At 71.1% G+C, this 22,468-nt stretch carries 20 protein-coding genes; 9 read left to right on the top strand and 11 right to left on the bottom strand.

Annotated elements, in window-relative coordinates:
• Window positions 1-400: 400 nt before the first annotated feature.
• Complete coding sequence (locus tag HEQ75_RS18845) at window positions 401-1,741, top strand: NAD(P)/FAD-dependent oxidoreductase (protein WP_168033575.1); 1,341 nt, start codon at window positions 401-403, stop codon at window positions 1,739-1,741.
• A gap of 294 nt (window positions 1,742-2,035) precedes the next feature.
• Here the strand turns inward: HEQ75_RS18845 and HEQ75_RS18840 are convergent, their stop codons facing one another.
• Complete coding sequence (locus HEQ75_RS18840) at window positions 2,036-3,370, bottom strand: LLM class flavin-dependent oxidoreductase (RefSeq protein ID WP_168033573.1); 1,335 nt, start codon at window positions 3,368-3,370, stop codon at window positions 2,036-2,038.
• 126 nt (window positions 3,371-3,496) lie between these two features.
• On the opposite strand from HEQ75_RS18840, the gene HEQ75_RS18835 reads away from it, so the two are divergent.
• Window positions 3,497-3,733 (top strand): hypothetical protein, encoded by a 237-nt coding sequence (locus tag HEQ75_RS18835; RefSeq protein ID WP_168033571.1) that lies wholly within the window; start codon window positions 3,497-3,499, stop codon window positions 3,731-3,733.
• A gap of 19 nt (window positions 3,734-3,752) precedes the next feature.
• Here the strand turns inward: HEQ75_RS18835 and HEQ75_RS18830 are convergent, their stop codons facing one another.
• Window positions 3,753-4,967, bottom strand: coding sequence for a Coenzyme F420 hydrogenase/dehydrogenase, beta subunit C-terminal domain (locus HEQ75_RS18830; RefSeq protein WP_168033569.1), 1,215 nt, complete (start codon window positions 4,965-4,967; stop codon window positions 3,753-3,755).
• A gap of 25 nt (window positions 4,968-4,992) precedes the next feature.
• The gene (locus HEQ75_RS18825; RefSeq protein ID WP_168033567.1) at window positions 4,993-5,667 is read right to left on the bottom strand and encodes an RraA family protein; all 675 of its coding nucleotides are present in this window, start codon (window positions 5,665-5,667) and stop codon (window positions 4,993-4,995) included.
• Window positions 5,668-5,844: 177 nt separating this feature from the next.
• Here HEQ75_RS18825 and HEQ75_RS18820 point away from each other — a divergent pair, with 177 nt between their 5' ends.
• The gene (locus HEQ75_RS18820) at window positions 5,845-6,279 is read left to right on the top strand and encodes an OsmC family protein (protein WP_168033565.1); all 435 of its coding nucleotides are present in this window, start codon (window positions 5,845-5,847) and stop codon (window positions 6,277-6,279) included.
• Window positions 6,280-6,450: 171 nt separating this feature from the next.
• Here HEQ75_RS18820 and HEQ75_RS18815 read toward each other — a convergent pair whose 3' ends face one another.
• Window positions 6,451-7,398 carry a 2-hydroxyacid dehydrogenase gene (locus HEQ75_RS18815; protein ID WP_168033563.1) on the bottom strand — a complete coding sequence of 316 codons (948 nt, stop codon included), beginning with the start codon at window positions 7,396-7,398 and terminating at the stop codon, window positions 6,451-6,453.
• A gap of 46 nt (window positions 7,399-7,444) precedes the next feature.
• On the opposite strand from HEQ75_RS18815, the gene HEQ75_RS18810 reads away from it, so the two are divergent.
• The 6 genes from HEQ75_RS18810 (at window position 7,445) to HEQ75_RS18790 (ending at window position 11,674) form a co-directional block, all read left to right on the top strand.
• Complete coding sequence (locus tag HEQ75_RS18810) at window positions 7,445-8,212, top strand: SDR family oxidoreductase (RefSeq protein ID WP_168033561.1); 768 nt, start codon at window positions 7,445-7,447, stop codon at window positions 8,210-8,212.
• A 100-nt stretch (window positions 8,213-8,312) separates the two neighbouring features.
• A complete protein-coding gene (locus HEQ75_RS18805) occupies window positions 8,313-9,083 on the top strand; it encodes an IclR family transcriptional regulator (protein ID WP_168033559.1) in 771 nt (256 codons plus the stop codon).
• 133 nt (window positions 9,084-9,216) lie between these two features.
• Window positions 9,217-9,348, top strand: coding sequence for a hypothetical protein (locus tag HEQ75_RS28825; RefSeq protein WP_268887777.1), 132 nt, complete (start codon window positions 9,217-9,219; stop codon window positions 9,346-9,348).
• Between the two features lie 19 nt (window positions 9,349-9,367).
• Window positions 9,368-10,165 carry a fumarylacetoacetate hydrolase family protein gene (locus tag HEQ75_RS18800; RefSeq protein WP_168033557.1) on the top strand — a complete coding sequence of 266 codons (798 nt, stop codon included), beginning with the start codon at window positions 9,368-9,370 and terminating at the stop codon, window positions 10,163-10,165.
• Between the two features lie 17 nt (window positions 10,166-10,182).
• Window positions 10,183-10,953 (top strand): class II aldolase/adducin family protein, encoded by a 771-nt coding sequence (locus tag HEQ75_RS18795; RefSeq protein ID WP_168033555.1) that lies wholly within the window; start codon window positions 10,183-10,185, stop codon window positions 10,951-10,953.
• A gap of 4 nt (window positions 10,954-10,957) precedes the next feature.
• The gene (locus HEQ75_RS18790; RefSeq protein ID WP_168033553.1) at window positions 10,958-11,674 is read left to right on the top strand and encodes a ribonuclease activity regulator RraA; all 717 of its coding nucleotides are present in this window, start codon (window positions 10,958-10,960) and stop codon (window positions 11,672-11,674) included.
• 38 nt (window positions 11,675-11,712) lie between these two features.
• Here the strand turns inward: HEQ75_RS18790 and HEQ75_RS18785 are convergent, their stop codons facing one another.
• From HEQ75_RS18785 to HEQ75_RS18755, 7 genes are all read right to left on the bottom strand, one after another.
• Entirely contained in the window at window positions 11,713-12,075 is a 363-nt protein-coding gene (locus HEQ75_RS18785; RefSeq protein WP_168033551.1) for a hypothetical protein, read from the bottom strand.
• 77 nt (window positions 12,076-12,152) lie between these two features.
• Window positions 12,153-12,803: a maleylacetoacetate isomerase gene (gene maiA / locus HEQ75_RS18780; RefSeq protein WP_235961939.1), complete on the bottom strand. Its 651-nt coding sequence runs from the start codon at window positions 12,801-12,803 to the stop codon at window positions 12,153-12,155.
• A gap of 46 nt (window positions 12,804-12,849) precedes the next feature.
• On the bottom strand, window positions 12,850-14,088 hold the full coding sequence (locus tag HEQ75_RS18775; RefSeq protein WP_168033549.1) for an Hsp70 family protein: 1,239 nt from the start codon (window positions 14,086-14,088) through the stop codon (window positions 12,850-12,852).
• 101 nt (window positions 14,089-14,189) lie between these two features.
• Complete coding sequence (locus HEQ75_RS18770; RefSeq protein WP_168033547.1) at window positions 14,190-16,751, bottom strand: calcium-binding protein; 2,562 nt, start codon at window positions 16,749-16,751, stop codon at window positions 14,190-14,192.
• Window positions 16,752-16,848: 97 nt separating this feature from the next.
• A complete protein-coding gene (gene serA, locus HEQ75_RS18765; protein WP_168033545.1) occupies window positions 16,849-18,096 on the bottom strand; it encodes a phosphoglycerate dehydrogenase in 1,248 nt (415 codons plus the stop codon).
• A 97-nt stretch (window positions 18,097-18,193) separates the two neighbouring features.
• Entirely contained in the window at window positions 18,194-20,758 is a 2,565-nt protein-coding gene (locus HEQ75_RS18760; RefSeq protein ID WP_168033543.1) for a glycosyltransferase, read from the bottom strand.
• Window positions 20,759-20,877: 119 nt separating this feature from the next.
• Window positions 20,878-22,374, bottom strand: coding sequence for a PAS domain S-box protein (locus HEQ75_RS18755; RefSeq protein WP_168033541.1), 1,497 nt, complete (start codon window positions 22,372-22,374; stop codon window positions 20,878-20,880).
• Window positions 22,375-22,468 lie beyond the last annotated feature (94 nt).

The raw sequence follows: 22,468 nt of genomic DNA, 5'->3' as shown, positions 1-22,468 counted from the left end.
AAGGTCACAGGTTCAAATCCTGTCCCCGCATCCCCATCACAAACACACCCAGCACAAACCACCGCAGGCCAAACGCCACGCGGCAACCAACCGCGCCCTACGCCACGCCACAACACGACACCAACGCCCGATCCGCAAGATCCGGCAGGCGACGCGGCATGGCAGCAACAAGCGACCGCGCATAGCGCGTCCGCGGGCGCCGCAGCACATCCTCCGCCGCGCCATTCTCACGGCATAAAATTCGTCGCCATGCGCCCCTGCAGCCCCGCCGCATCTGGACAGAATCCGGCGGTATGGGGATGAGGGTTGTCATGCAGCTTCCTCCCATGTGCCGGGGCCCCATCGCGCCGGGCCCGCGTCTCGCAACGCTGCGCCGGCCGCCATCCGGCTGCAGCGCCTGATGGTCGGCACGCGACTCCTCGACAAGGTCGACAGCGACACGGCGCTTCCGCAGGCGGTGGATGTCATCGTCATCGGCGCGGGAATCATCGGCGTGGCCGCGGCCTATGCCGCGGCGAAGGCGGGCCATTCGGTGGCGCTGCTGGAAAAGGGTATCGTTGCGGGGGAGCAGTCAAGCCGCAACTGGGGCTGGTGCCGCGTGCTGAACCGGGACGAGCGCGAGATCCCGCTGATGCAGCACAGCATGGAACTGTGGGACCGGCTGCCGGCGGAAATCGGTGCGGACATGGGCTTCCGGCGCGCCGGCCTCACCTACGTCACCAAGGATCCTGCGCAACTCGCAACCTGGCAGGACTGGCTGGACAGGGCGCAGCCCTACCAGGTGCGGGCGCAGGTGATCGATGCGGCGGAGGCGAAGCGGCGGACGCCGGGTAATGAGCAGAATTGGGTCGGCGGCGTCGTCTCGCCCTTCGATGGCCGGGCGGAGCCGGCCATGGCGGCGCCAGCGCTGGCCCGCGCGGCGCGCGCGCTCGGCGTCTCCCTGCATCAGAATTGCGCGGTGCGCGGGTTGGACACCCAGGGTGGGCGTATCGCCGGGGTATTCACCGAGAAGGGGCGCATCCGCTGCCACTCCGTGGTGCTGGCCGGCGGCGCCTGGGCCTCGATGTTCCTGCGCCGGCACGGCATCGAGATGCCGCAATCCTCCATCCACTCCACCGTCTTCGCGACAACGCCGGCCAGGCAGGTCAGCCCCGGGCCGCTGCTGACGCCTGACTTCATCCTCACACCACTGCTGGACGGCGGATACCTTGTCGCGGCCAGGGCGCGTGGACGCCTGGAACTGACCCCCGCTGGCCTGCGCCACGCCCGCCATTTCCTGCCGAGCCTGCGCGCCAATTGGAAGCTGCTGGAATTGCGCCTCGGCCGTTCCTTCTTCGAGGGCCCCGATGCGTGGCATGGGCGCTGGTCCTTCGATGCGCCGACGGTGTTCGAACGCATGCGCGTGCTGCATCCCCGGCCGAAGATGTCGATCATCGCGCCATCCCTGCGCGAGATCGTCGCCGCCTATCCGGAACTGGCCGGCATCCAGGCAGCCAGGATCTGGGCGGGCTGGATCGATTCGACGCCGGATGCGGTGCCGGTGATCGCCAAAGTGGCGGCACTGCCCGGCCTGGTGGTGGCGGCCGGCTTCAGTGGCCATGGCTTCGGCATCGGCCCTGGCGCCGGCCGATTGGCGGCCGACCTCGCCACCGACGGCCCCTGCATCGTCGACCCCGCCCCCTTCAGCCTCGAGCGTTTCGCCCCCGGCGCGCCAAGGACCACGGTCCGGGCGGGAATCTGAGCGATCCAGGGCGGGGCGTGACAGCGAGCTGGCGCCGGACCAGTCAGGTCGGCGCCGGCCGGTGATGATCCGGATGTTCCAGCTGCCGGCATGGCTCTTGCCGCCTGGCCGGCGTCAGGGCCGGCCGATGCTCCGATCGCGGAAGCCGGCCTCGCGCATCGCCCGCGGGTCACGGAGGGTGTGCAGATCCCCGATCACCACCCCGCGCATCGCCGCCTTTGGCCGCACCGGATCGTCCCGCCACCACCCGAACGCCGCCCAGGCAACCGGCAAGCCGGCCCGAGCCCTGGCTGATCAGGCCGCGCTGGCTGCGGCGAAGAAGCGGTTCGGCGGGCGCTTCAGCCCCAGATGCTCGCGCAGCGTCACGCCCTCATACGCGGTGCGGAACAGGCCGCGCCGCTGCAGTTCCGGCACCACCTTGTCCACGAAATCGTCCAGCCCCGCCGGCACATGCGGGAACATCACGTTGAAGCCGTCGCAGCCGCGCCCTTCCAGCCAAGCCTCCATCTCGTCCGCAATCGAGGCGGCCGTGCCGACCAGGGCCAGCCCGCCATAGCCGCCCAGGCGCTGCGCCAATTGCCGAACCGTCAGCCCCTCTCGCCGCGCCAGGCCGATGGCACGCTCGCGGCCGGATTTGCTGGCTTCGGTTTCGGGTATCTCGGGCAGCGGTCCGTCCGGGTCGAAGCCGCGGGCGTCGACGCCCAGCGCGATGGAAAGCGAGCCGATGGCGCTGTCCCAATGCACCAGGCTGTCCAGGTGGTCGCGGGCGGCGCGGGCGGCGGCCAGCGTGTCACCCACCACCACCAGCGCCCCGGGCAGGATCTTGATCTGGTCCGGATCGCGCCCGTAGCGGGCCGCGCGGCCCTTCACATCGGCATAGAAGCCCTGTGCCTCGGCCAGCGTGCCGCCGGCGGCGAACACCATCTCCGCCGTCTCGGCGGCAATCTGCCGGCCGGCTTCGGAGGCACCGGCCTGCACGATCACCGGCCACCCCTGCACGGGCCGCGCCACGTTCAGCGGGCCGCGCACCGCCAGTTCCGGCCCCCTGTGGTCCAGCACATGCATCCGCGCCGGGTCCCAGAAGATGCCGCTCGCCTGGTCGCGGATGAAGGCATCGTCGGCGAAGCTGTCCCATAGGCCGGTGACCACGTCGAAGAATTCCCGCGCGCGGACATAGCGCTCACCATGCGCCCGATGGGCATCCTGCCCGAAATTCTGCGCCGCATCGGGATTTGCCGTGGTGACCAGATTCCATCCGGCACGGCCGCCCGAGATGTGGTCGAGCGAGGCGAATTTGCGGGCGATATGGTAGGGGTCGTTGTAGGTGGTGCTGGCGGTCGCGATCAGCCCGATGCGCTCCGTCACCGCGGCCAGCGCCGGCAGCAGGGTCAGCGGATCGAAGCTGGTGACGGTGTGGCTGCGCCGCAGCGCCTCGATCGGCATGTTCAGCAGCGCCAGGTGGTCGGCCATGAAGAAGGCGTCGAACTTGCCCGCCTCCAGCTTGCGGATCAGGTATGTCAGCCGCCCGAAATTGAAATTGGCGTCGGCCCAGGCGCCGGGGTAGCGCCAGGCGCCGGTGTGGATGCTGACCGGGCGCATGAAGGCCCCGAGATGCAGGCGGCGACGCATGGGCAGGGCTTTCCTTCGGCCGGGGTGCCATCCAACACGATGGTACTTCGTGATATATGATCGCCTACGACATGGGATGGTGAAACCGCTGATGCAACGCCGCCGCCCCGGCGGCGTTGAGCCTGCATGGATCGCATCACCGCTTCGGACCCGCCGCCCGAATTGCCTGGCCTGCCGCCGGTGAACCCGCCGACGCCGGAGCGGGAAATGCCACCGACGCCGCCGGACACCATGCCCGGCCCACCGCCGGCGGCCCCGCCCGAGAATCCCAACCCCGGCCCGGACCTGCCCTACCCGGGCCAGTTCCCGGAAGTGCCGAGCATCAGCCCGCCCGGCCCGCAAATGCCGCCGCCCGTGGCCTGAGCAGGCGCCCGCGGTCGGGTCAGCCCGTCTCGTCGTCGCGCGGCGTCACGCCATAGGGCGCGACCAGCGCCCAGACATGCGGCGGCACCATGTTCTTCAGCCGCGCCGGCACGGCCCGGCGCAGGTGCAGCACGGTCTCCACCGCCTTCATCTCCACCCTGGCGCGGGCGAATTCCAGGCCACGCGGGCCGATGCGCGGCATCAGCCAGCCGACCAATCCGCGCAGGAAGCCGGGCATCCGGCGGAGCGGCAGGCCGCCGGCGGCGCGTTCGGTATTGGCCAGGAAGCCCTTCACCGCGCCCGCGCGCCGGCCGGCGCTGCCCGGCGTGGCGGTGATCACCTCCGCGCCCAGCAGGTCCAGCAGCGCGGCGCCACGGGCATTGCGCACCAGCAGCCATTGCTCGCCCTCGCCGGCCATGTAGCCCACGGTGATGTCCGCCAGGACATTGGTGTAGTCGACGCAGGTGCGGCAGGTCAGCGGAAAGAAATCGCCCGGCAACTGGCTGATCGGCAGTTGCAGGAAGGGGACCTCCCTGACGCCGCCATCCGCGAAGCGCAGCTCCACATGGTAGTCGGCGCGGAATTCCAGATAGGTGATGTCCTCCGGCCGTGCCGAAAGCAGGGCCAGGAATTTGTGGAAATTCTCGGTGCTGGTGTTGTCGGAACAGGGCGTCCCGATGACGTGGATCGATTCGAACCCCAGCTCCGCCTCCAGCGCCCGCAGCGCATAGACCTGGCAGGGGATGCCGATCAGGGCGAGGCGCCGGTGGCCTGCCGCGCGGGCGGGCTCCAGCAGCGCCAACAGCGGCGCGTAGCCCATGCGCATGCCGCGGCATTGCGCCATGCCTTCGGGCTTCGTGACCAGCACCGGCACCGGTCGCCAGCGATCCGCCGGGTCGGCCGCCATGCACAGCACGGCATCCACCGCCCCGCTTTCCAGCAGCCGTTCCGCCAGGCGGGTGGCGATCCCGGTCCATTGCGCGCCCGGGCGGGGCGGTGCCAGGCGCGCGCGGAGCATGCGCTGGAAGGGGCCGAAATGCAGCTCGTCCGGCCGGGAGGGATCGCGGGCCCGGCCATGCACCTGGGCTTCCAGCCGCGCATAATCGGGCTTGATGAACTGGCAGGCCCGGCCGCAGGCCTTGGAGTCCGCCATGCGGGAGACCCCGCAATCCGTGCACAGGCCGCGCGGCGCCGCAGGGCCGGGCACCGGCACCTGCACCGCCGCGGGGGTCATGGCAGGCGGCGCCTCCGGCGCGGGCTCAGACGCCCTCGCAGCCCAGCTTGCGCAGGGTGGCGTCCACCCAGGCGCGGTCGATGGTGCCGGCCTCAATCTCCGCCATCTGCCTGGTCTCCGCCGCGTGCTTGGCCTCGGTGGCGGCGCACACCGTCTCGGCGTCGGCGAAGGGAATCGAGACGAAGCCATCCTCGTCGCCCAGGATCATGTCGCCCGGCTCGATCACCAGGCCCTCGAACCCGATGGCGACGTTGATCTCGCCCGGGCCGTCCTTGTAGGGGCCGCGATGGGTGATGCCGGCGGCGAAGACCGGGAAATCCTGCTTCGCCAGCGCGCCGCTGTCGCGGATGGCGCCGTTGATGACGATGCCGCCCAGCTTGCGCCGCACCATCTGCGCCAGCATCAGCTCCCCGATGATGGCGTTCGTCAGGTCGCCGCCGGCATCCACCACCACGATGTCGCCCGGCTCGGCGATGTCGATCGCCTTGTGCACCATCAGGTTGTCGCCCGGGCGGGTGCGCACGGTGAAGGCGGGGCCGGCCATGACGGCGCCGGCATGCATCGGCCGCAGCCGCGGCCCGGCGGCGAAGAGGCGGGACATGCTGTCGGAGACATTGGCCACCGGCAGCTTCCGGAAGCGCTCGATGAGGGCGGGCGCGACCGCGCGGGTGCGGGGCAGGATGCGGAAGCCGACGGGCATGGGCATTTCTCCAGGCGGGACTTTTTCCTCGCCTACAGGCGGCGGGGGGAGGCGGCAAGGGGGAGGCGGCATCGCGCCACAGGCGGGCAGCGGTGGCGCGGGGGTCGCGCGGGAATGTCATGGCAAAGCCGGCGGGCGCCCCCCATCTCCCGCAGCGCCAACAGAAGGAGAGTACCGATGGCGAGCATCACCCGCAGCGGTTCCGCCCATTGGGAAGGCGGCGGCAAGGACGGGACCGGCCATGTGTCCACCCAGTCCGGCGTGCTGAAGGAGGCGCCCTATGGCTTCAACGCCCGCTTCGGCGATGGCCGCGGCACCAATCCGGAGGAGCTGATCGCCGCCGCCCATGCCGGCTGCTTCACCATGGCGTTGGCCTTCCAGCTGGCCGGCGCCGGGCTGACGGCAGAGCGGATGGACACGGCGGCGAAGCTGTCCATGGAGCAGGTGGAGGGCGGCTTCCGGATCGTCCGCGTGGCGCTGACGCTGAAGGCCAAGGTGCCGGGCTGCGAGGAGGCGACGTTCCAGGAACTGGCCGCCACCGCCAAGGCGAACTGCCCCGTCTCCAAGGTGCTGAACGCCGAGATCACGCTGGAGGCGACGCTCGAAGGCTAGAACCGCTTCACCGAAAGCGACGACGGTGAAACGGCTTCAGCCTAGTGTGCCAACGCATCTTCCGAACCGCCTCGCGAAGCCGCACGGCTTGGACATGCCTTGAGGCCAGATCGCGGTGATCGGGGCCGATCACCGCCTCGGCGCAGGCTTGGCGGCGCGCCGGCTGGCGCGTCAGACGATGGCGGTCGGCAGCGGCCGCCCGTCCAGCTGCGCCTCCAGATTGGCCAGCATCAGCCGTCCCATATCCTTGCGGGTGTCGACCGTGCCGCTGGCCGCGTGCGGCTGCAGCACGACATGCGGCAGGGCGAGGAATTCGGGGTCGATGTCCGGCTCGTTCAGGAAGACATCGAGCCCCGCCGCCCCGATCTGCCCGCTGCGCAGCGCCGCCAGCAGCGCCGTCTCGTCCACCACCGTGCCGCGGGAGACGTTGACGAAGACGACGCCGGGGTTGAGCGCCGCGATCGCCGCGGCATCCACCAGGCCGCGTGTCGCCGCGCCGCCGGCGGCGGAGACGCAGAACACGTCCACATGCGGCGCCAGGGCGGCCGGCGTGGGGTAGTGGGCATAGGCCAGGCCGGGCTGCGGGCGGCGGCCGGAATAGGCGATGGACATGCCGAAGGCCTCCGCCCGCCGGGCGATGGCCTTGCCGATCCGCCCCAGCCCGACGATGCCCATGCGCTTGCCCCAGACCCGCGTTGTCAGTGGCATCGGCCCTTTCGCCGCCCAGGAGCCGTCGCGCACCCAGGCCTCGCCCAGGCGCAGGTTCCGCGCCGCCGCCAGCATCAGCATGATGGCCATGTCGGCCACCTCCTCCGTCAGAACGTCCGGCGTGTTGGTCACGCGGATGCCGCGGGCGCGCGCCGCCTCCAGGTCGATGGCATCCACCCCGACCCCGTAGCAGGCAATGATCCGGGTGTTGGGCAGCGCATCCATCAGCGCGGCGTCGGCGCCAATCTCGCCCTTGGTGGAGATGGCGACGATGCTGTCCCGGCCCGCTTCGAGCATCGCCGCGCGGTCCGGCGCCCGCCAGTAGAGATGCAGCGTGAAGCGCGCCGCCAGGGCGGCAAGATCCCACTCGGGCAGTTCGCCCACCACCAGCAGCCCCGGCTTGTCCGACATCCGATTTCCCCGCACCTTCGCCCCGAATGAAGGGCAGGAGACAGGAATGACGCAAGGGCTGTTCGACCTGAAGGGGCGCCGGGTGCTGATCACCGGCTCCAGCCGCGGCATCGGCTTCGCCCTCGCCCGCGGACTGGGCCAGGCAGGGGCCAGCGTGGTGCTGAACGGCCGCGATCCCAGCGTGCTGGCCGAAGCCACCCGCACCCTGGCCGCGGAGGGGCTGGACGTGACGGAAGCCGGCTTCGACGTGACGGACCCGCACGCCATCGACGCCGCGGTGGGGGAGATCGAGACCCGGCTCGGCCCGATCGAGGTGCTGGTGAACAACGCCGGCATCAACCGCCGCTTCCCCGCCGTGAACGTGACGCCCGAGACGTTCCGGGAGGTGATGTCCACGAATGTGGAAGCGGTGTTCTTCATGGCCCAGGCCTGCGCCAGGCGGATGCTGGCGCGCGGCCATGGCAAGATCGTCAACATCGCCAGCGTGCAGTCCGAACTCGGCCGCGCCACCATCTCCCCCTACGCCACCAGCAAGGGCGCGGTGCGCATGATGACGCGGACGCTCTGCGCTGAATGGGCCAAGGGCGGCATACAGGTGAATGCGGTGGCGCCGGGCTACTTCGCGACCGACCTGACGAAGCCGCTGGTGGATGACCCGGCCTTCACCGAATGGCTGTGCCAGCGCGTGCCCGCCGGCCGTTGGGGCAATGTGGAGGAGCTGGTGGGGGCGGCGGTGTTCCTCTCCTCCCGCGCCTCGGACTTCGTCAATGGGCACCTGTTGTATGTCGATGGCGGAATGACCGCGGTGGTCTGAAGCGGCGATCCTGCGGCGCGCTTGCCGCGCCGCAGGATCGCTGAATGGGGTTGCAACCGTTGCAACCAACGTTCCGTTTCGTGAAACCGTCCAGCGCCGCATGAGTCTCCTCGACGCCGCTGCCCAGGTGCTGCGCTGCTACGGCGCGGATTGCACCGACCTGACGGTGACGGAGCTCGTCACGCGGCTCGGCATGCCGAAGAGCAATGCCTCCCGCCTGCTGCGCGCGATGCGCGATGCGGGGCTGCTGGAGAATGTGGGCGCCAGCAAGCGCTACCGCCCCGGCCTGCTGCTGGTGGATGCGGCGCGGGTGTATCTGCGCGCCTCCTCGCTCATCGCGCGGGCGGATGCCATGCTGGCGCGCATCGTGGCCGATTGCGGCCATACCGGCCACATCGCCCTGCGCGAGGGGCGGGAGGTGACGGCGATCACGGACCATCCCGGGACCAAGGCGCTGCGCGTGGCGAGCTCCATCGGCACGCTTCTGGCCGCCTTCGCCAGCGCCACCGGCCGCAGCCTGCTGGCGCGGCTACCGGAGGCCGAGGTGCGCGCGCTGTATGCCGCGGGCTTCGCCCCACCCTCGCCCAGCGCGCCGCAGGACATGGCGGATCTGCTGCGGCGGCTGGAGGAGGTCCGGCGGCGCGCCTATGCCACCGCCAACGACGAGGCCAGTCGCGGCATTGGCGCGGTGGCGGTGGCCATCGTCGATCCGCGCGACGGCCAGGCCGTGAGCCTCTGCATCGCCTACCCCGCAGCCACCACCGATGCGGCGGAACGCCGCTCCCTCCTCGCCGCGCTGCTGGACGGGGCGGCGGAGATCGCCGCCCTGGTGGGCGACGCCACCCATGCCGTGCGGCCCCGCGCCGGGTGACGGACAGCCCCGCATCACCGCTTCCCCCTGGGCCCCGGCTTCGATCGCCGCGGCGCCTTCACCGGCTTCGTGCTGGTGAAGGGCCAGAGCACGCTGCGTTCAGATGATTCCAGCTGAGCACATATTGCTCTGGGTGGCGTGGCACAGGCGCCTGGCCACGCCGCGCGACCCGACCTGTGCGTGTGGGCAGGTGTTCGACGCGCCGCAAAGCCTTTATGCCCAGACCCTGCTGGCCGCCATGCCCGAGGTGCCGGCGCAGCGCTGACCGGGCAGGGGGACAGACCATGAAGCTGCTGCGCTTTGCCGTGGATGGCGCGACGCATACCGGCAGGCTGGACGGGGCGGCGGTGGTGGGCTTCGCCGGCAGCCCGGACCTCGCCACGCTGCTGGACGGCAGCATGCCGGCCGAGGCCGGGCGCTGGCCCCTGGCCGCCGTTACGGTGCTGGCGCCGCTACCCCAAGCGCGGCTGTTCTGCATCGGCCTGAACTACCCCAAGCCGCACCCGCTGGGCGGGGAGGTGAAGGGGCCGGCCAACATCTCCTACTTCATCAAGCACCAGGCGGCCCTGGTGCCGCATGGCGCGGCGCTGCGCCCGCCCGGCGTTTCCGTGCAGTTCGACTATGAATGCGAGCTCGCCGCCGTCATCGGCCGCGGCGGCCACCGCATCGCGGAAGCCGACGCGCTGGGCCATGTCGGCGGCTACACCATCCTGAACGACGGCTCGGTGCGCGACTGGCAGGCGCACAGCGTTACCGCCGGCAAGAATTTTTGGCAGTCCGGCAGCTGCGGCCCCTACGTCACCACCGCCGAGGAGGTCGCGGATTGGCGCGAGCTGCGCCTGCAGACAAGGCTGAACGGCCGCACCGTGCAGGACAGCAAGGCGGGCGCGATGTTCTTCGGGGTGGAGGCGATCATCGCCTATCTCTCCACCATCACCCCGCTGCTGCCCGGCGATGTCATCGCGACCGGCTCGCCGGAGGGCACCGGTGCCACCCAGAAGCCGCCGCGCTTCCTCACATCCGGCGATGCGCTGTCCTTCGAGGTTTCCGGCCTCGGTATCCTGGCCAATACTGTCGCCTGAACCGCCCCGAGGACCCCATGGACATCAACGCCCGATCCCCGATTCCCGCCGGCATGGACGAGGCCGAATGGACGCTGCGCTGCGACCTGGCGGCGCTGTACCGGCTGGTGGCGCACCACAAGATGACGGACCTGATCTACACCCATATCAGCGCCCGCATCCCGGGGCCGGAACACCATTTCCTCATCAACCGCTACGGCGTGATGTTCCATGAGATGCGCGCCAGCGACCTGGTGAAGATCGACCTGGACGGCAATGTGCTGGGCGAGGATGCGCCCATGAACAAGGCCGGCTTCGTCATCCATTCCGCCATCCATGCGGCGCGGGAGGATGCGCAATGCGTGATCCACACCCACACCGCCGCCGGCATCGCCGTCTCCGCCCAGGAACACGGGCTGCTGCCGATCAGCCAGCACGCGCTGAAATTCTACGGCCACCTGGCCTATCACGGCTATGAGGGCATCGCCCTCGACCTCGATGAGCGCGACCGGCTGGTGGCGGACCTCGGCGCGCATCCGGCGATGATCCTGCGCAACCACGGGCTGCTGGTGGCCGGCCGCACCATCCCGGAAGCCTGGAACCTGATCTACTACCTGGAACGCGCCTGCCAGGCGCAGGTCGCGGCGCTGGCCGGTGGCGCCAAGCTGGTACTGCCGCCGGAGGCGGTGCGGCTGCGCACCGCCGCCCAGTTCAACAGCAACCCGAAGCCGGACAGCCCGCACATGCTGCTGGCCTGGGAAGCCAGCCTGCGGCTGATCGCCGGCGACCGCAACGACTGGCGCTGCTGAGACGATGGCCCTGCAGGAGAGCACCCGCGCTGCGCTGAAGCGCGTTTCCACCGCCACGCTGGCCACCGCGCTCTACAAGCGCGGCTTCCGCTGCCAGATGATCCAGGGCGTGCTGCCGCTGCGCAAGCTGGGCGAAAGCATGGTGGGCGAGGCCTTCACGCTGCGCACGATTCCGGCGCGGGAGGATCTGAACCCGCTTTCCGCCTTCCGCGACCGCGCGCATCCGCAGCGCAAGGGCGTGGAGGATTGCCCGCCCGGGCACATCTTCGTCGTCGACAGTCGCAAGGACCCGCGCGCGGCCTCCGCCGGCGGCATCCTGGTGACGCGGCTGATGGTGCGCGGCGTGGCCGGCGTGGTCACCGATGGCGGCTTCCGCGATGCGGAGGACATCGCCCGCATGGCCATCCCCGCCTTCCATGCCCGGCCTTCCGCCCCGACCAATCTGACGCTGCACCAGCCGATCGAGATGAACGTCCCGATCGGCTGCGGCGATGCGCCGGTATTCCCCGGCGACGTGCTGGTGGGCGACAATGACGGCGTCATCGTGCTGCCGGCGCATCTGGCGGCGGAGCTGGCTGACGAGGCCGTGGAGATGACCGCCTTCGAGGATTTCGTGCAGGAGCGTGTGGCCGCCGGCCATTCGATCCTCGGCCTCTATCCACCGACGGATGAGGCCAACCTGGAGCTCTTCGCCGCCTGGCGGCAAGCCAAGGGGCGTTGAACCGGCCGCCCCCCATCGCCGGGGGGCGGCGTTTTGCGCTACTCCGCGACGAAGCGGGTGTCGTTGCGCTGGCGGTCCCAGAACAGCGTGATGCGGCTGATGCGGCAGAGATTGGCCTGGCGCAGCTCGGACTGGTCGCCATCATTGTAGACCAGCTTGATGTCCCACAGGCATTCCGAGGATCGGCCCGGGAAGGTCACGTTGAAGCTGCGGCCATTGACCAGGACATTCTGGCCCAGCAGGTCGCGGCCCCAATTGGGGCTGGAGGACGGGCCGACATAGATCTGATCGATCTGGTAGCCGGTGCGGTTGATCATGGTGAAATCCTGTCGCCCCTGCGCCTGCGCGCCGGAGGGCGAGAGGCAGGCAGCAGCGAAGGCGGCGAGCAGCAGGCGGCGCATGGCGTTCTCTCCCGAAGGCGGCGCCATGGTTCGCCAGGAAGTTGATGGGAACAAGGGCGCATTATGGCCTGCGCGTGTCATTCCGCATCCGGCTGCGCCTCCGGCGCCGCCTTGGCGAAGGCGGGCAGGGCGGCGCAGGCGGCCTCCACGCGGAGGATGCGGGGAAACGGCGCGAGATCCGCGCCGAAGCGCCGCGCATTGCCCAGTTGCGGCACCAGGCAGGCATCCGCCAGGCCGGGCGCGTCGCCATGGCAGAAGGCCCCGGCCTCCGCCTCCGCCAGCCGCGTCTCGAAGGCCGTGAGGCCCCGCGTGATCCAGTGCCGCGCGAAGGCGTCGATCGCCGCCTGCTCCTGGCCCATCGCCCGTTTCAGGTATTGCAGCACGCGCAGGTTCTGGATCGGGTGGATGTCGCAGGCGATGATGCCGGCCAGGGCGCGGACGCGGGCGCGGCCCCAGGGATCGGCCGGCAGCAGCTTCGCGCCCGGCTGCGTCTCCTCCAGCCATTCCAGGATCGCCAGCGACTGCGCCAGCACGCCCTGGCCCGGCACTTCCAGCACCGGCACCAGGCCCTGCGGGTTCTTCGCCAGGTAGTCGGGCATGGCTTGCTCGCCGCGGCGCAGGTGGCGAAAGCCGTGCTCATGCGCCAGCCCCTTGAGGTTCAGCGCGATGCGCACCCGCCAGGCGGCGGAGGAACGGAAATACCCCTGCAGGGTCAAGGCGTCGGTCATGGCGGATCCTCCCGGCCGCGGAGGCTGTCCGGGACCCCCGGGCGGGTCAAGCGGCGGCGCGGCCCATCAGCGCCAGGCCTTCCGCCACCGAGACGAATTCGCCGCCCGCCAGCACCCGCTCCGCGCCGAAGCGGTCCGTGAACAGGCGCCGCACCGCCGGCACCAGGGAGGTGCCGCCGGTCAGGAACACCCGGTCCACCTGCGCCGCCTGCAGCCCGGCATCGTCCAGCGCTGCCTGCACGGCGCGGGCGATCTGCGCCAGTTCCGGGGCGATCCAGCTTTCGAATTCGGCGCGGGCGATCGGTGCCGCCACGTCGAAATCGCCGTGCCGGAAGCGCAGCACGGCGTCCTCGGCACGGGAAAGGTCGGCCTTGGCGGTGGAGACGGCGCGGTACAGCGCGTAGCCGGCCTCGTCCTTCACCAGCCGGATCAGGTGGTGCAGCTGTTCCGGGCGGGCTGCGGTGCGGGCCACCGCCTCGATGTCGCGCAGCGTCTTCGGGGCGCGCATGAGGGACAGCAGGTGCCAGCGGGCGAAGCTGCCATACCAGGCGGGCGGAATCGGCAGGTCCGTCCCCGTCACCCGGTAGCTGCCGCCCTTGCCCAGCAGGGGGGAGATGACGCGGTCGATGATGCGGAAGTCGAAGGCATCGCCGGCGATGCCGACGCCGGCCTGGCCCAGTGCGGTGACGCGGCGCGGCGGCTCGAAGCGCAGCAGGGAAAAGTCGCTGGTGCCGCCGCCGAAATCCGCCACCAGCACGTTGGCCGGCGCGGTGAGTCCGGCGGCGAAGCGGTGGCCCGCGGCGGCGGGTTCCAGCGCCACCTGCACCTGTTCCACCCCGGCCAGGGCGAAGGCGCGGCGCAGCCGCTGCTCGCCCAGCGCATCGTCGGCCGACTCGCCGACGAAGCGCACCGGCCGCCCCACCACCACCTGCGCCCCCGCCAGTTCCTCCCGGAAGGGGGCGAGGAGCGCGCGCAGGAACACGCCGATCAGCGGTTCCAGCCCGAAGCCCTGGCCCAGGATGCGGGTTTCCACGAAGCTGCGCTGCGCCAGGTAGCTCTTCATGGACATGATCAGCCGGGCTTCCAACGGATCGTCCAGATAGGCCTCGATGGCGGCCGGCCCGGCGGCGTGGCGGGTGCGGCCATCGGCGCCGTTCCAGAAGCACAGGACGGAGCGGAAGACCTCCTCCGTCCCCTGCCGCAGTACGCGCGTGGTGCCGTCCGGCAGCAGGGCGGTCACCACGCTGTTGGTGGTGCCGAAATCGATGCCGATCACGGGCTGCATGGGTGTGCCTTGGGCCGGGGAGGGGGGCGGCTTAGACCCTGGATCGCCGCCCCTGGCAAGGCTGGCTGGAGCACGCTGCGTTCGCCTGAACGCAGATTGTGCTAGGGAACGACCAGGTCGGCCACGAACTGGATGGAGCCGTTGCCGGACGAATCCTGGAACAGCCAGCCGGTGTAGCCGTTGAGGTCGATCGCCATGTCGGCCTCCGTATCGCCGCCGGTGCTGACCAGCAGCGCGGTCGCCAGCATCTCCCCCTCGAACCAGACACCATGGCCAAGGCGCATCTCGATCCCCTCGCCGGTGAAGGCGCCGGAACCGCGCCATTGCGGGGCGCCTTCGCGGCCATAGAAGTCGGGATCGGGCGCGACCAGGCGGATCTTCTCACCGAGTTGCAGGTCGAGGATCGTGACCTTCGGGCCCTCGGGGGCGCGGATGACGAAGGTGTCGTTCCCCGCGCCGCCCTCCAGCGTGTCCTCATGCGCCCCATCCAGGCTCGCCAGCGTGTCGGCGCCCTCAAGGCCGCGCAGCAGGTTTCGCGGCGCGCTGCCTTCCATGTCGTTGGGGCCGCTGGTCCCGTTGGTGGCCGCGGGGCGGCGCTGGAAGACGAGGCTGCCCGGCGAGGTCTCCTCGAGACCGCTGTCGCCGGCGGCGACGCTGAAGTCGATGCCGTATCCCTGCGGCACCCCGGTGCCCAGCACATCGATCTCCAGCGAGGTTGACGTGATCAGCACCTCGCCGGCCTGCCCGGTGAAGCGGTCGACCACGCGCAGCCCGGGGATCGCGGACAGGTCGATCAGATCGGCAAGGTCGAGGTCGCCAATCGAATCGCGATAGGCGGGAAAATCGCGCCGCTCCACGAGTTCTGCGGTGGAGAGGAAAACGAAGCGGTCGGCCCCGCCGCCGCCGATCAGAACATCGACACCGAGTCCCCCGACCAGCACGTCGTTGCCTTCATCGCCCCGGAGCAGGTCATTGCCGCTGCCGCCGAGCAGCGTGTCGGCGCCCGCGCCGCCCAGCAGCCGATCGATCCCGGCGCCGCCGATCAGCGCGTCATCCCCGCCGAGGCCGGTCAGCGTATCGGCTCCGGCACCGCCCGAGAGGGTCTCGCCTGCCTCCGTGCCCGTGCGCGCGAGCGGCGCCGCGAAGCGGAGCAGGAGGCTGCCCGGCGTCGTCTCCTCCAGCATATGGACGCCGGAGAGGGAGAGGCTGACATCCCCGAGGCCATCGCCGTCGGTGTCGAATTGCAGGCCGGTGGAGCCGGCGGCGATTTCCCAGGGGGTGCCGGTGAACCCGGCATCGCCGACGAAGCGAAAGCCGCCCAGCGCGCTGAGATCCAGCCGGTCGCCCCAGTCGAAATCGGCGATGCCGTCACTTTCGATCTCCGCCAGGCTGCGCCAGGCGAACAGGTCGTTGCCGGCACCCCCGACCAGGCGGTCCCGGCCCAGGCCGCCCAGCAGCGTGTCGTCGCCGGCACCGCCCTCCAGCGTGTCGAGGCCCTCGCCGCCCAGCAGGCGGTCGGCCCCGTCGCCGCCCAGCAGCCGGTCGTCACCGCTGTCGCCCTGCAAGGTATCGGCGCCGGCACCTCCCTCCATCGTGTCGCGCCAGGCGCCGCCGCGCAGCAGATCGGCCCCCTCGAGCCCGACCAGGCTGTCCGCGCCCTGGCCGCCGGTCAGCGTGTCGCCGCCGGCGCCACCGGCCTTCGTGCTGCCGGTGCCAATGCGCAGGATCAGGCTGCCCGGGGCGCTCTGCACCAGGGGGGCGTAGAGGCCGGTCAGGAGCAATTCCCGGTCGGCGACGGCATCGCCATCCGTGTCCAGTTCCACCCGGCCTTCACCGGAGCGCTGCGTGTAGCGGAACTCCCCCGCCCTGCCGGTGAAGGCGGCATCCGCCAGGTAGGTGAAGCCGGCGAGGCCGGACAGGTTCAGCATGTCCTCCGCCCGCAGGTCGCGGATCAGGTCGCCATCCACCTCCGACAGCAGCGGGTAGATGAAGACATCGGCGCCAACGCCGCCCGCCAGCGTGTCGGCGCCATTGCCGCCGCGCAGCGTGTCATTGCCGGCGCCGCCATGCAGGAAATCGGCGCTGTCGCCGCCGCGCAGGATGTCGTTGCCACCGGCGCCGAGCAGTGTGTCGGCGCCCGCCGTGCCGTTCATCACCTCATTGGCGGCGGTGCCGAGCCGGTTCAGCGGCGCGACCGGCGCCAGCAGCCCAGCCCCCAGAAGCTGCAACGCATGCGTGCCGGCCAGGTGCAGCGCCAGCGGCGGGGTGCCGAGCCCTGTCTCGTCGAATTCCAGCCGGGTCGTGCCGGCCTCCTGCAGCAGCCGGTATTCCAGCCCGGCGCCGCTGAACCCGGCCTGGCCGAGGAAGCGCCAGGTGGCGGCGAAATCCAGCAGCAGCCGGTCGCCTTCGCCGAAATCGCCGATCCGGTCGCCGGCCAGCTCCGCCAGGCTGCGGAAGCGGAAGACGTCGGTGCCCTGGCCGCCGCTCAACCCGTCGGTGCCGCGGCCGCCCTCGATCCAGTCGTCGCCCTCGCCGCCCGCCAGCGTGTCCTGGCCGTGCCCGCCGAGCAGGGTATCGGCGCCGCCCCCGCCGAAGATCAGGTCGGGCTCGGTGCCTGTCCCCGCCACAAGCTCATCCGCCGCGCCGCCCAGGATCGTCGCCATCGCCCGCATCTCCCTGTCGGGCCAGGATGGCGGGCAGGCGTGGACGACGCCAGACAGTTGGGCCTGGCGTAAATCCATCTTGTTGAGTGGCTTGGGGTCAGCTCCGCTCGTAGATCAGCCGGGCGCGCACCGTGCCGGGCAAGGCGCGCAGCTCGGCCAGGATGGCCTCCGCCTCCGCCCGCGCCTCCACGCTTTCGACCACGACGTAGCCCAGCTCGCCGCCGGTCTGGTAGTACTGCGCCGCGATGTTCAGCCCGCGGCGGCCGAAACAGGCATTCATCTGGGACAGGATGCCCGGGGCGTCGCGGTGCAGATGCGTCCAGCGCGCGCCGGTGGGCCGTGCCGGAAGCTGCACCTGCGGCAGGTTCACGCTGCCCATGGTGGCGCCGGTGTCGGAATAATCCACCAGCTTGCGCGCCACCTCGGCGCCGATCCGGTCCTGCGCCTCCGCCGTGCTGCCGCCGATATGCGGTGTCAGGATCACGTTCGGCAGACCCTGCAGCGGGGAGACAAAGGCCTCCCCGTTCCGCTTCGGCTCCACCGGGAAGACGTCCACGGCGGCGCCCAGGATGCGCTTCTCCCCCAGCGCCGCGGCCAGCGCCGCCACATCCACCACGGTGCCGCGGGCGTTGTTGATGAAGACGGCGCTGGGCTTCATCGCGGCGAATTCTCGCGCGCCCATCATGCCGATCGTCTCCGGCGTCTCCGGCACATGGATGGTCACCACATCCGATTGCCGCAGCAGGTCGTGCAGGCTGGCGGCCGGTGAGGCATTGCCATGCGGCAGCTTGTTGGTGTGGTCGTGGTAGAGCACCCGCATGCCGAAGGCCTCGGCCAGCACCGAGAGCTGGCTGCCGATATTGCCGTAGCCGATGATGCCCAGCGTCTTGCCGCGCATCTCCCAGCTGTTGGCGGCGGATTTGTCCCAGCCGCCGGCATGGGCGGCGATGGATTTGTCGACGATGCCGCGCATCAGCATCACGGCCTCCGCCAGAGTCAGCTCCGCCACGCTGCGGGTGTTGCTGAAGGGCGCGTTGAACACCGCGACGCCGCGCCGGGCCGCGGCCTCCAGGTCCACTTGGTTGGTGCCGATGCAGAAGCAGCCGATGGCGATCAGCCGGTCGGCGGCCGCCAGCACTTCCTCCGTCACTTCGGTGCGGGACCGGATGCCGAGGATATGCACGCCCTTCACCGCCTCGATCAGCGCCTGGCCTTCCAGCGCCTTCTTCTCGCGGTGGATGGTCGCGTAGTCGGCCTGGCCGAACAGGTCCACCGCGCTGTCGGCGATGCCTTCCAGCAGCAGGATGCGGATGCGGTCCTTGGGGAGGGAGATGCGGTCGTTCATGGCCTGCCACTTCGAGCGGCCGGATGGGGGAGCCTCCGGCGGGCGCCTTCCTGAACCTTGGGGGGCGGCGCCGCAAGGGGGCGGCGCCGCGCTTCCTTCAGCCGCGTGCCAGGGCCATGCCGGCCCGTTCCTGGGCGCCGCGCAGGATGCGCTCCGAGCATTCGCGCATCAGCTCCAGGTCGCGCGTCTCCATCGCCCGTTCCAGCAGCTGTGCCTCGGCCTGGGCCGCCAGCAGCGCCATCTCCCGCGCCAAGCCGGGCCCGCCCGGGGGGAGGCCCAGCGCGGCCAGGTAGGGGGCGAAGCTGCTGCGGTGGTCGAAGCGCTCGGCGAAGGCGCGGCCGGCTCGGGCCACCGCTTCCGCCCGCCCGCGCGCCTCCAGGATGCCAGGGATCAGGTGCGGCCAGGCCTCCAGCTCGTCCTCGATGAAGGCCTCCTGGCCCGGCGTCACCTCCAGCCCGCGGAACGCCACCCGGGTGCCCAGCACCGGCAGCCGTTCCGCCATCGCCTCCAGCGTCTTCAGGGAGGATCCGGTGCCGTTGCGCAGCGGGATCACCGCCAGGCTGGCGATGCGGTACAGGCAGCGCAGCGCCAGGTCCGGCACCACGCCCAGCGCCTGGAAGCCCGGCGCGGTCTGCCGTTCCATGCAGCGGCCGACGACCAGGATGGTCACCTCCCGCGACTCCTCGCTCGCCGCCATCTCCCGCGCGATGCCGCGCAGCGCCTCGGCCGCCGTGACGTTGGGGGGAAAGTTGCTGCCGATGAACAGGCAGATCGGGCCCTGCGGCAGGGTGATGCCGTAATACTCCGCCAGGATGCGCCGCGGCGGCGCTGGCAGGCGGCAATCGGCCAGCGCCAGCCGCACCGGATTCGGGATCACCTCCGCCGCCACGCCGCGCGCGGCGAAGACGGCGTGGTCGGCCTCCGAGACGCAGGCCGCCTGGTTGCCGCGCGCCAGGCCCGCGACCTCCATCCGCAGGGTCATCTCGCGCAGCAGGCGCGACCCGGTCACCTGGTTCGCCACCACGTCATGGTCGGTGACGGTCAGCCCGACGCCGTGCCGGCGACAGAGCCGGGCGATCACCGGCGCCCAGAAGGTGTATTCCAGGAACACATGGTCGGCGCGGCCGATCACCCGCGCCGCATGGGCGTGGAAATCCGGGTCCAGCAGACGCGCCAGATGCATGGCCAGCATCAGGTGCTGGCCGCGGGCGCGCGGCCAGAGCAGGGGCATGGTCAGCAAGCCCAGCGCGCGTCGCACCAGCCGGTGGCGGATGCGGTCGCCGCTCGACTGGATGTGGATGTTGCCGCGGCGCAGCCAGGGCGTCGGATCGCCGCCCTGCACCACCGTCACTTCCTCCACCGCTTCGGACAGCAGGTTGGCCAGCATGTTGCTGCGCAGGCTGGCGCCGCTGCGCGGGTCCGCGAAATCGCCCCAGGGGTAGAAGAGGGCGACATTGCGCACCGGCATGGTCGCGGTGGCGGCGGGCCAGGGGCCGGCGGTGAGCCTTACCAGCGCATCGGCATTGTGCACCGCCCGGCAGGCCGTGGCGCCGCGGGCGGCCGAAGCGGCCAGCGTCGTCCACTCCGCGCGCACCGCCATGATGGCATCCTGCAACGCCTCCACATCGCCATCGGGGATGGCCCGGCCGGCGCCATGCCGGTCCAGCAGGTCGCTCAGCCAGGTGGCGCGGGTGCAGATCAGCGGCCTGCCGGTGGCGATCGCCTCCAGCGCCACGCCGGAGGTCCGGTCCTCGTAGATCTCGCGCCGATAGGGGGCGAGCACGACGTCGGCACTGGCCAGCAATGCCTCATAGGCCGCGTGGTCCAGCGCCTTGTCCAGCAGCGTGACACCGGGCGGCGGGCGGGAGCGGAAGCCGCGCAGGACGGAGGCCACGTCCTCCGACGGGTCATTCGCCTGCAGCACGAAGCGGATGCCCTGCGCCGCGCCCGGGATCGCGGCGATGCGCCGGGCGACGGTGAGGATCTCGGCAAAGCCCTTCTCGCCGCGCGCATTGCCCAGCGAGACGAAGGTCAGCGGCCGGTCCGGCGCCGGGTCGGGCAGCGGGATCTCGGCCGGCGCGTGCGGGATGGGCAGGGTGGCGACCGCCAGGCGGGTCAGCCGGCCGATGCGGGCGGACAGCCGGTCGCTGTCGGTGGCCAGGCGGATGTCGGCGCCGCGCGCCGCCAGTCCTTCGAAGCGCCGCAGCGCGCGGCGGGCGATGGCGCCGTGATAGAAGCTGGGCTGGTAGCGCAGCAGCACCACCAGCCGGACGCCCCGCGGCATCCCGGCCGCCCAGCCGGCCAGCCCCAGGATCTGCCGTTCCGTGATCATGTGGGCGAAGACGATGGAGCCGGCCGGCAGGGCTGGCGGCAGATGGCGCGCCAGCGCCTGGCGGAACACCTGGTTGCGGCGCAGCGTGTCGGCCAGCCGGGCGAGGCGCGAGCCGCCCTGGCGGCCGGCCCAGATATCCTCGGCGAAGGCCGGGACCAGCCTTGCGCCGTCCACCAGCCCGGCCTCCGCACCGGGCATTGCCACATGGCCCAGCACCACCGGCGCATAGCCCGCCCGGGCCGCGGCGCGGGCGACGGCATGGTCGTAGCTGGCGTGGTGGCCGAGGAAGTCGCGCAGGTTCGGGTCGATGATGCAGTAGGCGGGATTCACGCAGTCAGCCTTGGTTTGATCGAGGAGCGCAACCATTCTGGTGCGGCGGCGGAATGGGCGAGCGCGGTCAGGTGGACGAATTTCGGCCTCGACGCCACGGACCCGAACCGGCGCACCCATCACAAGATCGTAAGCGTTGCACTGTCGGTCGCATCGGGCGCGGGCGGCTTGCGCCGCAGCGGTATACCCAGCCTACAGGCGAGCCCCTCCGGGCGCCAGTCCAGGGCGATCGTTCCGCCAAGCTGCCGGCGCGCCGTCGCATCCAGCACCCTGGTGCCGAAGCCGACGCGGGAGGGGGGCGCGGCCAGTGGGGGACCGCCGCTTTCTGTCCAGGTCAGGACCAGCCGCTGGTCGGAAAGCCACCAGCGCACCGCCAGATGCCCGGCTTCCACCGACAGCGCGCCATGCTTCACGGCATTGGTCGCCAGTTCATGCACCAGCATGGTCAGCGGCTGCGTCGCTTCCGCCGGCAGGGCGATGGCCGGGCCCTCCAGCCAGGCGCGCGCCTGCAGCGCCGGCTCCTCGCCCAGGAAGGCGGCCAACTCGCCACGCAGCATCGTCTCAAGGTCCGCGCCCACCCAGGAATCCTTGGCCAGCAGCGTCTGTGCCCGCGCCAGCGCGGCGACGCGGCCTTCAAGGGTGCGGGTGAAGCTGCCGATGTCGGTTGCGCGGGTCAGCCGCAGCGCCGCCTGGACCACCGCCAGCACGTTCTTCGCACGGTGGTCCACCTCCCGCGCCAGCAGCGTCTGGCGTTCCTCCGCTTCCCGCCGGTCGGTGATGTCCATCACGGAGCCGACATGGCCGAGATACCGGCCCTCCGGATCGATGCGCGGTTCCGCCGCATCGATGGCCCAGCGCCAGCTGCCATCGACATGGCGCAGCCGATAGTCGACGCGCAGCGATTCGCGCGCGGCGACGGCCCGCGCGAACTGCGCCTTCGCCCGCGGCCGATCCTCGGGGTGCACCGCCTCCAGCCAGCCAAGGCCCAGGCCGGTCGCCTCATCCTGGCCGGTGAAGGCGTACCAGCTGCGGTTCAGGTGGGTGCAGTGGCCGTCGCGGTCCGTCACCCGCATCATCGCCGGTGCCGCGTCCAGCAGCGCCCGGAAGCGGCCCTCATTCTCCCGCAGTCGACGTTCCGCCAGCACCTGTCCGGTGGTTTCCATGCAGGTGCAGAACATGCCGGCGATGGCGCCGGCGTCGTCATGCACCGGGCTGTAGGAGAAGGTGTACCAGTTGTCCTCCGGGTAGCCGTTGCGGTGCAGCACCAGGTGGAGGTTCTCCATCCAGGTGGAGGTGCCCTGCAGCGCCCGCTGCACCAGCGGCAGCAACTCCTCCCAGACCTCCGACCACACCGCCCGGAAGGGCTGGCCGAGCGCGGCCGGGTGGCGCGCGCCGAGGATCGGCACGTAGGCGTCGTTGTAGAGGAAGCTCAGTTCCTTCCCCCAGGCCAGGAACATCGGCTGGCCGGAATGCTGCATCAGCCGGAGGATCGTGCGCAGTGCCTGCGGCCAGCCCGCCCGCGGGCCAAGCGGCGTGGCGGCCCAGTCGGTGGTCTCGATGAGCGTGGCAAATCCGGGCTTTCCTGCGGTCCCGCCTTCACCCAGGCCCTGAGCCATTGCGTCCATACCTGCCTTCGACCCTGCCTCGCGCCCGGCCTCGCGCCCTGCCTCGCGCCCTGGGCACGACGACAACTCGCCAGGCCCGAAACGG

Source organism: Falsiroseomonas selenitidurans, assembly GCF_012103215.1.
Taxonomy (GTDB): domain Bacteria; phylum Pseudomonadota; class Alphaproteobacteria; order Acetobacterales; family Acetobacteraceae; genus Falsiroseomonas; species Falsiroseomonas selenitidurans.
The sequence above is the reverse complement of the archived record's forward strand: the minus strand, read 5'-3'. Positions and strand labels throughout refer to the sequence as shown.